General features: G+C 72.1%; 11 protein-coding genes. 5 read left to right on the top strand and 6 right to left on the bottom strand.

Features of this window, described 5'->3' with window-relative positions; translation table 11 throughout:
* Positions 1–34 precede the first annotated feature (34 nt).
* The gene (locus AB0L00_RS32615; protein WP_364441048.1) at positions 35–2,302 is read right to left on the bottom strand and encodes a DEAD/DEAH box helicase; all 2,268 of its coding nucleotides are present in this window, start codon (positions 2,300–2,302) and stop codon (positions 35–37) included.
* A 325-nt stretch (positions 2,303–2,627) separates the two neighbouring features.
* Between AB0L00_RS32615 and AB0L00_RS32620 the strand changes: the two genes are divergently transcribed.
* The 4 genes from AB0L00_RS32620 to AB0L00_RS32635 all read left to right on the top strand — a co-directional run bounded on the left by AB0L00_RS32620 (position 2,628) and on the right by AB0L00_RS32635 (position 7,193).
* Positions 2,628–2,981 (top strand): STAS domain-containing protein, encoded by a 354-nt coding sequence (locus AB0L00_RS32620; protein WP_252843406.1) that lies wholly within the window; start codon positions 2,628–2,630, stop codon positions 2,979–2,981.
* A 6-nt stretch (positions 2,982–2,987) separates the two neighbouring features.
* Positions 2,988–3,419 (top strand): ATP-binding protein, encoded by a 432-nt coding sequence (locus tag AB0L00_RS32625; RefSeq protein WP_364440932.1) that lies wholly within the window; start codon positions 2,988–2,990, stop codon positions 3,417–3,419.
* 579 nt (positions 3,420–3,998) lie between these two features.
* Entirely contained in the window at positions 3,999–6,389 is a 2,391-nt protein-coding gene (locus AB0L00_RS32630; protein WP_364440933.1) for a sodium-translocating pyrophosphatase, read from the top strand.
* Positions 6,390–6,722: 333 nt separating this feature from the next.
* Entirely contained in the window at positions 6,723–7,193 is a 471-nt protein-coding gene (locus tag AB0L00_RS32635) for a histidine phosphatase family protein (protein ID WP_364440935.1), read from the top strand.
* Between the two features lie 42 nt (positions 7,194–7,235).
* On the opposite strand, the gene AB0L00_RS32640 is transcribed toward AB0L00_RS32635, so the two are convergent.
* Positions 7,236–7,607, bottom strand: coding sequence for a hypothetical protein (locus AB0L00_RS32640; protein ID WP_364440937.1), 372 nt, complete (start codon positions 7,605–7,607; stop codon positions 7,236–7,238).
* A 347-nt stretch (positions 7,608–7,954) separates the two neighbouring features.
* On the opposite strand from AB0L00_RS32640, the gene AB0L00_RS32645 reads away from it, so the two are divergent.
* On the top strand, positions 7,955–10,108 hold the full coding sequence (locus AB0L00_RS32645) for an FUSC family protein (protein WP_364440938.1): 2,154 nt from the start codon (positions 7,955–7,957) through the stop codon (positions 10,106–10,108).
* 41 nt (positions 10,109–10,149) lie between these two features.
* On the opposite strand, the gene serB is transcribed toward AB0L00_RS32645, so the two are convergent.
* From serB to AB0L00_RS32665, 4 genes are all read right to left on the bottom strand, one after another.
* Positions 10,150–11,355, bottom strand: a complete 1,206-nt coding sequence (gene serB, locus AB0L00_RS32650) for a phosphoserine phosphatase SerB (RefSeq protein WP_364440940.1) — start codon at positions 11,353–11,355, stop codon at positions 10,150–10,152.
* A 134-nt stretch (positions 11,356–11,489) separates the two neighbouring features.
* Positions 11,490–12,533: an S-adenosylmethionine:tRNA ribosyltransferase-isomerase gene (locus tag AB0L00_RS32655; RefSeq protein WP_364440941.1), complete on the bottom strand. Its 1,044-nt coding sequence runs from the start codon at positions 12,531–12,533 to the stop codon at positions 11,490–11,492.
* Positions 12,526–13,857: an MFS transporter gene (locus tag AB0L00_RS32660; protein WP_364440942.1), complete on the bottom strand. Its 1,332-nt coding sequence runs from the start codon at positions 13,855–13,857 to the stop codon at positions 12,526–12,528. The genes AB0L00_RS32655 and AB0L00_RS32660 overlap by 8 nt, the downstream gene beginning before the upstream one ends.
* Positions 13,854–14,522 carry an SDR family oxidoreductase gene (locus tag AB0L00_RS32665; protein ID WP_364440943.1) on the bottom strand — a complete coding sequence of 223 codons (669 nt, stop codon included), beginning with the start codon at positions 14,520–14,522 and terminating at the stop codon, positions 13,854–13,856. The genes AB0L00_RS32660 and AB0L00_RS32665 overlap by 4 nt, the downstream gene beginning before the upstream one ends.
* Positions 14,523–14,586: the final 64 nt, after the last annotated feature.

Consider the following 14,586-nt stretch of genomic DNA (forward strand, 5'->3'; position numbering starts at 1 on the left):
CAGGCGCAAAGCACGCCGGATCGAGCCGGGGTGATCAGCGCGGCGGGGCCTGCTTCAGCAGGGCGTCGAGCAGGTCGAGCGCGCCTTGCTTGTCGAGGGGATCGTTCCCGTTTCCGCACTTCGGCGACTGGATGCAGGAGGGGCAACCGTGCTCGCACTCGCAGTCGGCGATCGCCTCACGGGTCGAGCGGAGCCAGCGTCCGGCCTGTTCGTAGCCGCGTTCGGCGAAGCCCGCGCCGCCGTCGTGCCCGTCGTAGACGAACACCGTCATGCGGCCGGTGTCGGGGTGCAGCGCCGTGGAGACGCCGCCGATGTCCCAGCGGTCGCAGGTGGCGAACAGCGGCAGCAGGCCGATCGAGGCGTGCTCGGCGGCGTGCGCGGACCCGCCCACGTCCGCGTCGCCCAGCACGCGCAGGGCCTCGTCGGGCAGCGTCCACCAGACCGCACGGGTGCGGAGCGTGCGCGGCGGGAGTTCGAGCGGGCGTTCGCCGAGGACCTCCCCGCTGGCGAGGCGGCGCATCTGGTACGAGACGACCTGCTGGGTGACCTCGACGGTGCCGAAGCAAAGGGTCGCCTCGCCCCAGGACGTCGACCGGAGGGTCTCCAGGATCGAGATGTCGGTGACGTCGCGGGCGGTCGTCGTGTAGTCGGGGTCGGCGGCCTCCACCAGCGCCACCGAGTCGTCCAGGTCGAGGGTCTGGACGACGTACGACTCGCCCTGATGGAGGTAGACCGCGCCCTGGTGGACGGTCGTGTGCGCGGACGGCTCGTCGACCGTGCCGAGCAGGCGTCCGGTCGCGGCCTCGACGACCTGGACGGGCGGCCCGCCGGCGCCGCGGATGTCGGCGAGGTCGGTGGCCCGCTCGCGCTTGGTCCAGTACCACCCGGTGGGCCGGTGCCGGAGCATCCCCCGGCGTACGAGATCGGGCAGGATCTCGCCGGTCGACGGGCCGAACAGCGGCAGGTCCTTCTCGGTCAGCGGAAGCTCGGCGGCCGCGGCGCACAGGTGCGGGGCGAGGACGTACGGGTTGTCGGGGTCGAGGACGGTCGCCTCGACGGGCGTACCGAAGATCGCCGAGGGGTGGTGCACGAGATAGGTGTCGAGAGGGTCGTCGCGGGCGATGAGGACGGCGAGGGCGTCCTGGCCGGAGCGGCCCGCGCGGCCGGCCTGCTGCCACAGCGACGCGCGCGTGCCCGGCCAGCCGCAGATGATGACCGAGTCGAGACCGGAGACGTCGACGCCGAGTTCGAGGGCGTTGGTCGAGGCGAGCCCGACGAGGTCCCGGGAGCGCAGCGCCTTCTCCAGCGCGCGCCGCTCCTCCGGCAGGTACCCCGCGCGGTACGCGGCCACGCGGGCGGGCAGGTCCGGAGCGATCTCCTCGAGGGCCCGTTTGGCACCGAGCGCGACGGCCTCCGCGCCGCGCCGCGAGCGTACGAACGCCAGGGTCTGCACGTCCTCGATCACCAGGTCGGCGAGCAGGTCGGCCGCCTCGGCGGTGGCCGTGCGGCGTACGGGGGCGCCCTGCTCGCCGCGCAGGTCGGTCAGCGGCGGCTCCCAGAGCGCGAACGACGTCGCGCCGCGCGGTGAGGTGTCCTCCGCCACCTCCGCCACGTCCACGCCGGTCAGCCGGGACGCGGACAGGCCGGGATCCGACGCGGTCGCCGAGGCCAGGATGAACACCGGCTCGGCGCCGTACCGGGCGCAGACGCGCCGCAGCCGGCGCAAAATCTGCGCGACGTGGGAGCCGAACACCCCGCGGTAGCCGTGCGCCTCGTCCACGATGACGTAGCGGAGCCGGCGCAGGTACGGCGCCCAGCGCGCGTGGCCGGGCAGGACCGTGCGGTGCAGCATGTCGGGGTTGGTGAGGACGTAGTCGGCGTACTGCCGGACCCAGGCGCGTTCGTCGGCCGGGGTGTCGCCGTCGAAGGTCGCCGCCCGCAACTGGGCGAGCTTCAGGCCGCGCAGCGAGCGGAGCTGGTCGGCGGCCAGGGCCTTGGTCGGGGCGAGGTAGAGCACCGAGCCGCCGTCGAACACGCCCTGGAGGGCGGGCAGCAGGTAGGCGAGCGACTTGCCCGAGGCGGTCCCGGTGGCGATGATCACAGATCTGCCCTCGTGGGCGAGCTCGGCCGCCTTGACCTGGTGTTCCCAGGGACGGTCGACGCCGGCCAGGCGCAGCCGGTCGACCAGGAGCGCCGGCACCCACGCGGGCCAGTCGGCGGTACGGCCGTCGCCTGCGGGAACGCTCTGGACATGGGTGATGCGACCGCGGCGGCGGGGGTCGTCGAGCAGGCGGCGCAGGATGAGCGGGGCGCGCCCGTGCGGGCCGGTACGGCCGCCTGCGGCCGACGGGGCGTCATGGTCGGAGGGGAAGGCGGAGTCCGTCTCTATGGCCTGCGTCACCCCTTCGGTTGAAAGTGGTTCGCCATGCGGAGGTTTCCAGTCTGGCATCCTGGGCACAACGCTTGGGCCGTCACGTGCCTACCCCCTGCTCGCACGAGGCGTACGCCACGCTGGGCGGGGTCGCCCTGTGTGGTGATTTCGTGTAGACACGATGGCGGAGCGTGGTTGAATCACGGCGGGGTTCCATGGCCCCGACTTCCATACGCGGCACGGCGCAGGAGGATCTGTGGACCTGAAGGTGAACGACTACACCACCGACGATGACCTCACAGTCATCAACGTGGAGGGAGAGATCGACGTCTACACCGCGCCGAAACTCCGCGAGAAGCTCATCGACCTGGTGAACAAGGGTAAGTACCACCTCCTCGTCGACATGGAGAAGGTCGAGTTCCTCGACTCCACCGGCCTCGGGGTTCTGGTCGGCGGGCTCAAGCGGGTTCGGGCGCACGACGGCTCGCTGGAGCTCGTCTGCACGCAGGAGCGCATCCTGAAGATTTTCCGGATCACCGGCCTGACCAAGGTCTTCGGCATCTTCGACTCGGTCGACGACGCGCGAGAGCACCGCAAGAAGCAGAAGTAGGGTCGGATGGCGCCCGAGACAGCCACCGTCGAGCTTGCGTTCAGTCCCCTCCCGGCTCATGTCCGCACCGCCCGGTTGATCGCGACCGCCGTCGCCCGGCGGGGCGGGATCGAAGAGACGTTGCTCGACGAGGTGCGGTTGGCGGTCGGCGAGGCCTGCTCCCGCGCGGTGGAGGCCCATCGGCAGCAGTGCCCGGAAGAGCCCGTCCGGGTGGAGCTGCGGGACGGCGGGGATCGGTTCGTGGTCGTGGTCACCGACCGGGTGCCCGACGACGATCCGACGCGTAACGGCGGCACGGGGCCGGTCGACCTCGCGGAGCTGAACGGCGAGCTCAATCTGGGGTTCGCCGTCATCGCGGGGCTGGCCGACGACGTGGACATCGCTTCGACGCCGTCCGGAGTGGAGATCACAATGAGCTGGCCGGTCAAGAAGGACTGACCGGCCCGACCCGTCGAAGGATCCGTACGTACGCGCCGGTCGAGGTCCCTCGGCCGGCACGCTCAGGTCGAGGGTCCTCGGCCGGCCCTGACGGTTCAGGCCGAGAAGCCTCGGCCCTGACGGTCCCGGCCCGAGAAGCCTCGGCCGAGGAGGTCGTACGGTCCCTCTCGGACCGGTCGGCCCCGTATCGGACGGGTACCGGCCGGCATGGAAGGCTCCGCCCCCGGGGTCGCGCGACGCGCGACTCCGGGGGCTTCTGCTTTATACGGCCACTACACTTTTCCCAGTTTTCGCGGCCCTAATCCCCTGATCGCCGCTTATGGACAGCTTTTTGGTCAAGAAGTAGATCGCCGCGTAAGTCGGCTTTGACCAGCGAAGATGCGTCTGACTAACCGCGTAGTATTAATTTCTGGTGCAGCGGGTGTCACATCTCGGTCGCATTATCGTTAAGCAACCGAGCAGGCTTCTAATTCCGGCTACGCCTGCGTAGACTCCCGGCACCATTGCCCCGCCCGACGCGTGGCGGTGGCCGGTCACCCCTAGGGCGATCGGATCGAACGCGGCTGTCGAGGAGGATGCATGTCTGGGCTTCACCCGCCCGCCCAGGCCAGTGCGGAGGTGAGTCTCGGCGGCAGCGACCTGAGTCTGGTGGTCGTTGTCGGCGTGATCGCCTTGTTGGCACTGGCTGTCGCAGGCGTCTTGGTTCGCGAGGTACTCGCCGCGAGCCAGGGCACCGAGAAGATGCAGAGCATCGCAACGGCGGTGCAAGAGGGCGCGCTGGCGTACCTCAAGCGCCAGTTCCGTACGGTCGGCATCTTCGTGGTCATCATCCCGTTCCTGCTGCTCCTGCTTCCGGCGGAGACGACCGGGGTGAAGATCGGTAGATCGGTGTTCTTCGTCGTCGGCGCGCTGTTCTCCGGCATTACCGGGTTCACCGGAATGTGGCTCGCCGTGCGAGGCAACGTCCGGGTCGCGGCGGCGGCGCGCGAGACCGGCGAGAAACTCGCGATGCGGATCGCATTCCGCACCGGCGGCGTCGCCGGAATGTTCACCGTCGGCCTGGGCCTGTTCGGCGCCGCCGTCGTCGTGTTCGCCTACAAGGGCAAGGCCCCGGGCGTGCTCGAGGGCTTCGGATTCGGGGCCGCGCTGCTCGCGATGTTCATGCGGGTCGGTGGCGGCATCTTCACCAAGGCGGCCGACGTCGGCGCGGACCTCGTCGGCAAGGTCGAGCAGGGCATCCCGGAGGACGACCCGCGCAACGCGGCGACGATCGCCGACAACGTGGGAGACAACGTCGGGGACTGCGCCGGCATGGCGGCCGACCTGTTCGAGTCGTACGCCGTCACGCTCGTCGCGGCGCTCATCCTCGGCCGGGTCGCGTTCGGCACCGAGGGCCTGGTCTTTCCGCTGATCGTGCCGATGATCGGCGTGATCACCGCGGTGGTCGGCGTCTTCGCGGTCGCGCCGCGGGCCAAGGACCGGTCGGGCATGACCGCGATCAACCGCGGCTTCTTCATCTCGGCGATCATCTCCGCGATCGCGGTCGCGGTGGCGACGTTCCTGTACCTGCCCGACTCGTTCGCCAAGCTGCACGGGGCCAACGCCTCGATCACCGGCGACTCGAACCTCGCCGACGTCGATCCGCGCTGGGTCGCTCTCGGCGCCGTGCTGATCGGCATCGTGCTGGCCAGCGCGATCCAGCTGCTCACCGGCTACTTCACCGAGACGAACCGCCGTCCGGTCAAGGAGACCACCGACAGCGCCCGTACGGGCCCGGCGACCGTCATCCTGGCCGGCATCTCGCTCGGCCTGGAGTCGGCCGTCTACACCGCGCTGGTGATCGCCGCGGCCGTCTACGGCGCGTTCCTGCTCGGGTTCGACAACACGACCGTCGCGCTGTTCGCGGTCGCGCTCGCCGGCACGGGTCTGCTCACCACGGTCGGCGTGATCGTCTCGATGGACACGTTCGGCCCGGTGTCCGACAACGCGCAGGGCATCGCGGAGATGTCCGGTGACGTCGAGGGAGAGGCCGCCGGCGTGCTGGAGCGCCTCGACGCGGTCGGCAACACCACGAAGGCGATCACCAAGGGCATCGCCATCGCCACCGCGGTGCTCGCGGCGACCGCGCTGTTCGGCTCGTTCCGCACGACGGTGGTCAACGAGCTGTCCGGCGCCAGCGACAGCGTCAAGAAGGCCCTCGGCCCGACGTTCCGGACCTTCAACCTGGGCGTCGACAACCCGAACGTCCTGGTCGGCCTGATCATCGGCGCCTCGGTGGTGTTCCTGTTCTCCGGTCTGGCGATCTCGGCGGTCGGCCGCGCGGCCGGACGTGTCGTGGTCGAGGTACGCGAGCAGTTCCGCACCAAGCCCGGGATCATGGACTTCACCGAGAAGCCCGACTACGACCGGGTGGTCAGCATCTGCACCGCCGACGCGCAGCGCGAGCTGGCCACGCCCGGTCTGCTGGCGATCATGACGCCGATCGCGGTCGGCTTCGCGCTCGGGTACGCGCCGCTCGGCGCGTACCTCGCGGGCGCGATCGCGGCCGGCGCGCTGATGGCGGTGTTCCTGGCCAACTCCGGTGGCGCCTGGGACAACGCCAAGAAGCTCGTCGAGGAGGGCCACCTCGGCGGCAAGGGCTCGGAGGCGCACGCGGCCACGGTCATCGGCGACACGGTCGGCGACCCGTTCAAGGACACCGCGGGCCCGGCGATCAACCCGCTGATCAAGGTGATGAACCTCGTGTCGCTGCTGATCGCCCAGGCCGTCGTCACGTACGCCGCGAACACCGCCCTGCGGGTCGTCGTCACCGTCATCGCGGTCGGCGTCATCGTCGGCGCGATCGTCGTGTCGAAGCGGCGGGCCTCCTCCATCGGCGGGGAGGCCGAGCCGGCCGTCGAGAGCGGCGCGAAGGCGCCGGGCGGCGCGGAGGACACGGACGAGGAGGCCGCGTCGGCCAAGGCGTCGTGACCGCATCAGCCACTCTGTGAAGAGGGCAGAGGGGGCCGGACGGATCACCGTCCGGCCCTCTCCGCGTGTAGGGACCCTGGCCGGGTGCTCGCCTGAGGCCATCGCGCCGCAACCCCTGGCCGGTGCGTCTCGGGCCAGGAGGCGGGGCGTGGTCGGGGCACCGTGGTCGAGGCACCGTGGTCGGAACACTGCGGGGAGGCGGCAGACTGGAGGCATGCAGAAGTCCCAGCCGTCCGGCGCGAAGGGGTTCGCGATCCTCGTCGGCGTGATGTTCGCGATCGTCCTGACGATCATGCTGATCGCCGTGATCTTCTCGCCGCACCACCGCGTCTGATGCCCACGCTGATCGTGCTGCGGCACGCCAAGGCCGAGTCCCCGCTCGGCACGGCCGACATCGATCGGCCGCTCGCCAAGCGGGGACGGCGCGACGCGCGGGCGGCCGGCGACGAGTTGCGCGCCACCGGCCGCGTCCCCGATCGAGTGATCTGCTCGCCGGCCCTGCGTACCCGGCAGACCCTTCAGGAGCTGCGGCTGGACGCCCCGGTGGACATCGAGGACGGGGTGTACGACAACGATCCCGAGGCGATCCTCGACCTGCTGCGCGGTCGGCCCGATGCCCCTGGAACGCTTCTGCTGGTCGGACACAACCCATCCATGCATCGGTTGGTGTCCGACCTCAGCGGCGGGGCGGGCGAGGGCTTCCCGACGACCGCGACGGCGGTCATCGAGTTCGACGGGGACTGGAGTGACCTATGGCCGGGCATCGGCCGTCTGGCGTCGCTGTGGACTCCGCGCGCCCGGTAGTCGTCGCAGCGTCGACACGACGGCCGTCATCACCGAAGACCGTCAGCCGCAGTGCGACGGACGCCCCGAGTACCACACCTTCCAGCCGGGACCGGTGCCGCCTCCCCAGTCGATGCAGGTGTGCGGCGCCGTGACCTTCACCGGGCCGGCGTAGGTGCCGTAGGTGCCGTAGTTGTTGATGTACTTGAAGTTGTAATGCGTCTTGGTCCCGGTGTTCTTCGCGATGGAGGCGAGCATCTTCGTGCGCTTGCCGACGTAGGCGCGCTTCTTCCACGTGACCACGCAGTCCGTGCGGCCGTTGTAGAGCAGGTAGACGGTGGCGATCTTGCCGAGATCATGGTGGCCGATGACGTGGTAGCTGCCGCCGCCGCAGGCCGCGATCGGTGAAGACGCCGCGTCCGCGGGACCGGTCACCGCAATCGATCCGGCGATTGCCGCCGCGGTACTGAGCGCCAGCACCGCTTTCCGCATGAAGCCGTGCACGAATTCGTCCCTTCTGTTGGTGATCTTGATGGTTCGGCAGCCTAGAGGACGATGATCACGTCGCGTGTGCTTATCGGGACGGTCCGATGTCCCTCTTTCGGAAGCGGACGGAGCGTGGTGGCACCGGCCGGGGCATGCGGGAGAGGCGACAGACTGGTGGCATTGACCTGACGCGCCCGCCGCGCCGCGTACGGGACTCGGCATGCCGGTCGCCGTAGCCGCGATTACCTGGCCTTTCGTAGGCTTACTCCGGGTGGTTCCGGACGAAGGGGCGTGTTTTGCGGTCGTCGCTTGCCTGGCTGCGGGAGACGTACGCGGAGTCCGAGGGGCGCGCGTCGCCGATGTACGGCGTGGTGGCCTCCATCGGCATCGCCGTCCCGCTGGTGATCGGGACGGTGACCGGGCATCCGGCCCAGGGCGGCGTGGCGGCTCTCGGGGCCTTCTTCGTGGTCAACACCACGCCCCAGGGCCCGTACGGCGCCCGCGCCCGCGCGCTGCTCGCGGCGGTCCTGGTGGTGACGGGCTTCTCCGTGCTCGGCGGCCTGCTGGCCGGTCACCCTCTGCTCGCGGTGGTCGTCGTGCCCGTCGTCGCGGCGCTGGCCGCGGCCGTCCCCTGGCTGGGCGTGACGGCGACACTGGTCATGATCGCCGCGACGGTCCGGCCGGCGGGCAGCCCGGTGCTGTTCAACGGCTTCCTGGAGATGCTCGGCGGGCTGTTCGTCGCCCTGCTCATGGTCGTTCCCCTGCTCACCCGCCGCCTGCAGCCGCTGCGAGCCGCACTCGCGGAGGCGGGCGGCTCGGTGGCCTACGCACTGGACCTCCTGGCCGAGCCGGAGCCACAGGCGGGCGAGTGGGAGCGGCGGCGCCGCCAGGCGTACGACGCGATCAGGAAGGCTCGGGCGACGTACGGGCTGTACCTGTCGGGCGGGCGGGACGACGAACAGCGCCCGAGACGGCTGATCGACGCGTTCAACCGCGTCATGGACGAGACCGTCGCGCTGCGCACGCACCTCGAGGCGGCGCGGCAGACGTCCCCGCCCGAGGAGTGGGAGCGCGAGCGCCGGGTCGCCGTCGCAGCGATCGCCGCCCGGCTGCGGCTGGTCGCCGGAGGGATCGCGGCGGGCGGCGGCACACCGCTCGGCGCGGACCAGCCGGTCGCGCTGCACCGGTTCGCCCGGGTCAGCGAGGAGGTACGCCAGGCGTGGCTCCCGGACGACCTGGTACGGACGGCGCTCATCGTGCAGGTCCGGCAGTCGATCGGCCGGATGGCCGCGACCGTCGACGGCGCCCGGGAGATCATCGCCCCCGGCCTGAAGATCGGGATCGACTCGCCGCGCCTCCCCGAACGCCCGACGGGCGGCTGGACCCGCTTCACCGAGGGCGTCCGTACGCGCTCGCCCGGCTTCCGGCACTCCACACGCATGGGGGTGGCGATCGCCGTCGCCATGGCCCTCACCACCTGGCTGCACCTGACGCACGGCCACTGGCTGACCATCACGGTCGTCGCCAGCCTGCGCGACTCGTACGGCGACACGGTGACGCGGGTCGTGAAGCGGATCGGCGGCACGGCGATCGGCGCGATCGTCGCCGCGCTGGCCCTCGCGCTCGTGCCGCACCAGGCCACGCTCATCGTGCTGGTCTTCATCGGCGCGGCCATCGGGTTCACGGTGCGGCCGGTGAACCACGGCCACTGGATGGCCGTCGCCACGCCGATGATCATGTTGCTGATCGACTACTCCGCCCCGATGAGCTGGTCCGCCGCCGGGTGGCGGATCGGGCTGACCGTCGTGGGCGGGCTGTTCGCGCTGGCCGCCGCCCGGGTGCTCTGGCCGGCCGGCACGATCGGCCTCCTGCCCGGCCGGCTGGCCCGCCTGATGCGGGCGCACGCCGGGCTGGCCAGGGCCGTCGCGGCGCGCTTCGACGGCGATCCCGAGACGTCCGTCCGCAGGCGGATGGAGGACGCCGCGGCGGCGGCCGCCGACGTCGAGGAGTCGGCGACCCGGCTCGGGCACGAGCCGGCGCCACCGGCGGAGCTGGTACGGCGGCTGCTCGACGCCACGTCGATCGCCCGGCGGCTGCGCGACGACGTGCAGGCCGTCGGCACGCTCTGGGAGGACCGGACGGACGCCGGCCCGCTGCCCGCCATCCTCGAACGGGTCGCCGACCAACTCGACGAGAGCGCGGACGCCCTGCTGTCCCCCGACGGCGCCGTCGCCGAACTGCGGCTGGACGACCTTCTGGAGGAGTTCGACCGGCACCTGGCCGAGCTGACACGCCGCCGCCGCGTCGAGCTGGACGACGTGGGAACGGACGCGGTCACGACGCTGCGCCGCTCACTGGTCCAGGTCGCGGCCGCCCGGCACGCGCTGCGCGGCCTCGCCTCCGACGCCGAACGCCTCCGTCGGACCGTCCTGAGCGACGCGACCCCGTGACTCGCCGTTTCCTGCGGTCGGCCTGATCGACGCGGCGCTGGTCAGAGCAGGCCGGCGTCCTCGGCGTCCGCGGCGTCGATGTCCTCACGGGAGATGCCCAGCAGGAAGGCGATGCTGTCCATGTAGGGCACGTTGAGGGCCGTGTCGGCGGCCTCGCGTACGACGGGCTTGGCGTTGTAGGCGATGCCGAGCCCGGCGGCGGCGAGCATGTCGAGGTCGTTCGCGCCGTCACCGATCGCGACGGTCTGGCTGATCGGCACGCCGGCGTCGGCCGCGAACCGGCGCAGCGCCTCCGCCTTGCCCGCCCGGTCGACGATGGGGCCGACGAGCTGCCCGGTGAGCTTGCCGTTCTCGACCTCGAGCACGTTGGCGGCCGTGTAGTCGATGCCGAGGTCCGCCGCGAGCGCGTCGGTGATCTGGGTGAACCCGCCGCTGACGATCGCGAACTTGTAGTCGAGCCGCTTCAGCGTGCGCACGAGGGTGCGGACGCCCGGCGAGAACTCGATGCGGTCGCGCACCTGCGCCAGGACGCCCTCGTCGAGCCCGGCCAGCATCGCGACCCGCTCCCGAAGCGCGCCCTCGAAGTCGAGCTCCCCGCGCATAGCGGCCTCGGTGATCTCGGCGACCTTGGCCTCCAGCCCGGCGTGCTCGGCGATGAACTCGATGACCTCGCCCTGGATGAGGGTCGAGTCGACGTCCATCACGATGAGCCGCTTCGCCCGCCGGGCGAGCCCGCCGCGCTGGACGGCCACGTCGACGTGCTGCTCGGCCGCCTCCGCGGCGAGCGCGGCGCGCAGGCCGTCGGGGTCGGCGCCGGACACGTCCATCTCGATGCACGTGACCGGGTGGTGGGCGAGCCGCTCGATGCGGTCGATGTTGGCGCCGTGCGCCGCCACGCGCCCCGCCATCCCGGCCATCGCGGCGGGCGTCAGCGGGTGGCCGAGGATGGTGACGTGCAACCGGCCGCGGCGGCGCCGCGGGTTGCCGTTGCCGGTCCCCGTGGCCAGCTCGATCTCCATGCCGAGGTCGGCGGCGATCTTCTCTGCGGCGGCCCAGACCTGGCCGATGTCGGTGTCGGGACCGTACGAGACGAGGACACCGAGCACCAACCGGCCGCGGATCACGACCTGCTCGACGTCGGCGACGGTGACGGGAAAGGCGGCGAGAGTACTGAACAGGCGGGACGTGACTCCGGGGCGGTCACGGCCGGTCAGCGTGATCAGCAGCGTGCGCGTCTTGGCATCCATGCTGTTCACCACGGTACTTGGCCCTCATAGTGCGCCGCTCGACGGTCCACCATCCGGACACCGAGGGTTCGCCGCCCGGACCCTTCGCGCCCGCCTGGCGTTACCGCAGGTCACCCCCTTTCAGGACACGTCCCTCAGGGCAGCAGCAGGTTGACGTCGCCGAACTCGTGCCATCGGTAGCCGCCCGCCAGGGCCTCGGTGTAGACGCGTTCGAGCAGCTCCTCTCCGGCGATCGCGGTGAGCATCCGCAGGTGCGAGGAGCGCGGTTCGTGCAGCCCGGTGAGCAGACCGTCCACCACCCGTACGCCCTTGTCCGGGGTGACCACGTGTGAGGTCCAGCCGTGCGCGGCCCGGACGAACCCCTTGTCGGTGACGGCGCTCTCCAGCGCGCGTACGACGGTCGTCCCCACGGCGATCACCCGGCCTCCTTGCGAGTCTCCCCCGACCGACCGACCCCGACCGACCTCCCGGCGCACGTGGTTGACGAGTGCCGCCGTGGTGGCCGGGACCTCGTAGCGCTCCGGGTACGGCGGCTCGTCCTTCTCCGGGGACGCCACGCCGGTGTGCAGGGTCAGCGGCGCGAGGAGCACGCCGCGCGCGACGAGGCGGGTCACCAGGTCGGCGGTGAAGGGACGTCCCGCGCTCGGCATCTCGGCGCTGCCGGAGGCGTCCTGCCGGGCCAGTGCCTCGGCGAAGACGGTCTGGTACGCCGCAGCCGGCTGGTCGCGGCTGACGTAGCCGTACCGGATCGGCACGCCGTGGCGCCGCAGGTACGGCTCCACGTCGGTGTCGAGGCGTGCCCGCCAGAGCCGGGGCGTGTACCGGTCCAGGAGGGTCAGCGTCGCGCCGCCGGGCAGGGGGAACCACTCGCCCGGGCAGCCGCCCGCGTACGGCTCGGAGGCCCGGCCGGTCCGCAGCCGTAGCTCGACGAGCCAGCAGTCCGGGTCCGACGGCACCGGGCCGGAGAAGTGGACGGCCAGCCGGTCGAGTCGTACGGCGGCGGGCAGGGTCGTCGAGGTGTTGAAGACCAGCAGGTCGCCGGGCCGGAGCAGGTCCGGCAGATCGGTGAACGCGTGGTGCGTCACGCCGTCCCGGGTGGCCGCGAGCAGGCGGACGGCGTCGCGGCGCGCCGGGGGTTCGTGTGCCTCGAGGTCGGGCGGAAGGGCGAAGTCAAGCACGGGGGGCCTCCACACGGTGCGCGGCCGTGGCCGCGATGACGGCGATGACGAAGGTGCACACGAGCCCGGCGCCCAGACCCGCCGCGTTGACCAGCGCGCCGGCCACGCCGACGGCGAGCGACGCGCCGAGGGTGTCGGAGATCTGCAGGGCCGAGGAGTTGGCGCCCTGCTCGGACGGGGCGGACAGGGCGAGCACCTGCACGCTGAGGGTCGGGAAGGCCATGCCCATCCCGAGCCCGCCGACGATCCAGGCGGGGATCGCCGCCCAGCCGGAGACGTACAGGGCCACGGCGATCCCGGCGACTCCGATGGCCAGGAGGGTCGCGCCCAGCACCGCGAACCGCGCCCGCGAGCCGCCGGTGGACCTGCCCTGCAGCCAGGACCCACCGCTCCAGCCGAGGGCTCCCGCGGTCAGCACGACCCCGGCGGCGGTGGGGGTGAAACCGTGGCGGGTGATGAGCGCGAGCGGGATGAACACCTCGGTGCCGGACATCGTGCCCATCAGGAGGCCGCGCATCGCGATCGCGGTCGGCAGGCCCCGGCCGAGGCGCAGCGTGCCACGCGGCAGCAGCACCCGCAGGCCGTACGCGAGGCCGGCCAGGCCGGGCAGCGCGAGCGGCGAGCGGTGGTCGATGCCCCACAGCAGGAGGGCGGCGCCGACGGCCAGTGCGACGGCGGCGAGCGTACGGCCCCGGGGGAGCGCGCCGCGCGTCCGGGAGCCGCGCAGGGCCGGGATCAGCATGGCCGCGGCGGGCACGATGAGGGGAACGAGGCCGAGGAAGACCCAGCGCCAGCCGAGGTGCTCGGCGACCAGCCCGCCGACGGACGGGCCGACCAGCGACGGCACGACCCAGGCGGCCGACATGGCGGCGAACACCCGCGGCCGGGACGTCTCCGGGTAGACCCCCGCGACGATCACGTACAGCGGGACGACCGCCAGGCCGGAGCCGAGGCCCTGGACGGCCCGGCCCGCCACGAACCAGGTCATCGCCGGGGCGGTCCCCACGATGACCAGCCCGGTCACGAAGACCGCCAGCCCGGTGAACAGAGGCATGGCGGGGCCGCGTGCGTCCGCCCAGCCGCCCGCCAGCACGTTGCCCACCAGCCCGGTGATGAAGACCGCACTGAAGCCCCAGGCGTACATCGACAGGCCGCCCAGGTCGCGCGCTGCCACCGGCATGGCCGTGCCGACCGCCATCTGTTCGAACGCCAGCAGCGTGACGACGACCAGGATGCCGATCGTGGTCGTGCGGTACGGGCCGGTCAGCAGCCGGGGGCGCGGTTCCCGGCCGGTCGTCTCCGCGGTCTCGGCCGGGGCGCTCACAGGTCGCCCACCGCGTACCGGCCGCTCGCGGGGCGTTCGCCGATCAGTCTGCGGAGGGCGGGGACGGCGACGTCCTCGGGGAGGGGCGCGGCGTCCGCGTCCTCACCGGCGTCGGCGAGCATCCGCGTGCGCATCTCGCCGGGGTCGACCCACCACACGGCGATCTCGGGCTCCTCCGCGGCCAGAACGTTGGACAGCTGGTCGAGCGCGGCCTTCGTCGCGCCGTACCCGCCCCAGCCCTCGTACGGCTCGCGGGCGGCGTCCGAGGTGACGTTGACGATGGCGCCCCGGCGGGCGCGAAGGGCCGGCAGCACGCCCTGGATGAGCGCGAGCGGTCCGAGCACGTTGACCGCGAACGCGCGCTCCAGCTCGGGCGAGGGGTACTCGGCCAGCCGGGGCAGCGGCGTCGCGCCGAGCGTGCTCGCGTTGTTGACGAGGAGGTCGAGCCCGTCCGACGCCCGTACGAGCGCTTCCCGGTGGGCGGGGTCGGCGATGTCGCCGGCGAGGGCGGTGACGTCCACGCCCGCGGCGGCCAGGTCGGCGGAGATCTTCTCCAGGTCGGACGCCCCCCTGGCGTCGAGGATCAGACTCCAGCCGTCCTGGGCGAGCGCGCGGGCCAGCGCCAGGCCGAGCCCCCGGGACGCTCCGGTGATCAGTGCCTTCATGTCCTCGACGTTAAGCCCGTACCGCGTGACCGGCATCGGTCGCGGGACCTGGTCCGGCAGGGCT

The sequence above is a fragment of the Actinoallomurus sp. NPDC052308 genome, assembly GCF_040679195.1.
GTDB classification, from domain to species: Bacteria; Actinomycetota; Actinomycetes; order Streptosporangiales; family Streptosporangiaceae; genus Actinoallomurus; species Actinoallomurus liliacearum.

Excerpts from the sequence above, each read along its gene's own strand:
- AB0L00_RS32630 (WP_364440933.1), top strand. The coding sequence starts at position 3,999 with ATGTCTGGGCTTCACCCGCCCGCCCAGGCCAGTGCGGAGGTGAGTCTC.
- AB0L00_RS32625 (WP_364440932.1), top strand. The coding sequence starts at position 2,988 with ATGGCGCCCGAGACAGCCACCGTCGAGCTTGCGTTCAGTCCCCTCCCG.
- AB0L00_RS32635 (WP_364440935.1), top strand. The coding sequence starts at position 6,723 with ATGCCCACGCTGATCGTGCTGCGGCACGCCAAGGCCGAGTCCCCGCTC.
- AB0L00_RS32665 (WP_364440943.1), bottom strand. The coding sequence starts at position 14,522 with ATGAAGGCACTGATCACCGGAGCGTCCCGGGGGCTCGGCCTGGCGCTG.
- serB (WP_364440940.1), bottom strand. The coding sequence starts at position 11,355 with ATGGATGCCAAGACGCGCACGCTGCTGATCACGCTGACCGGCCGTGAC.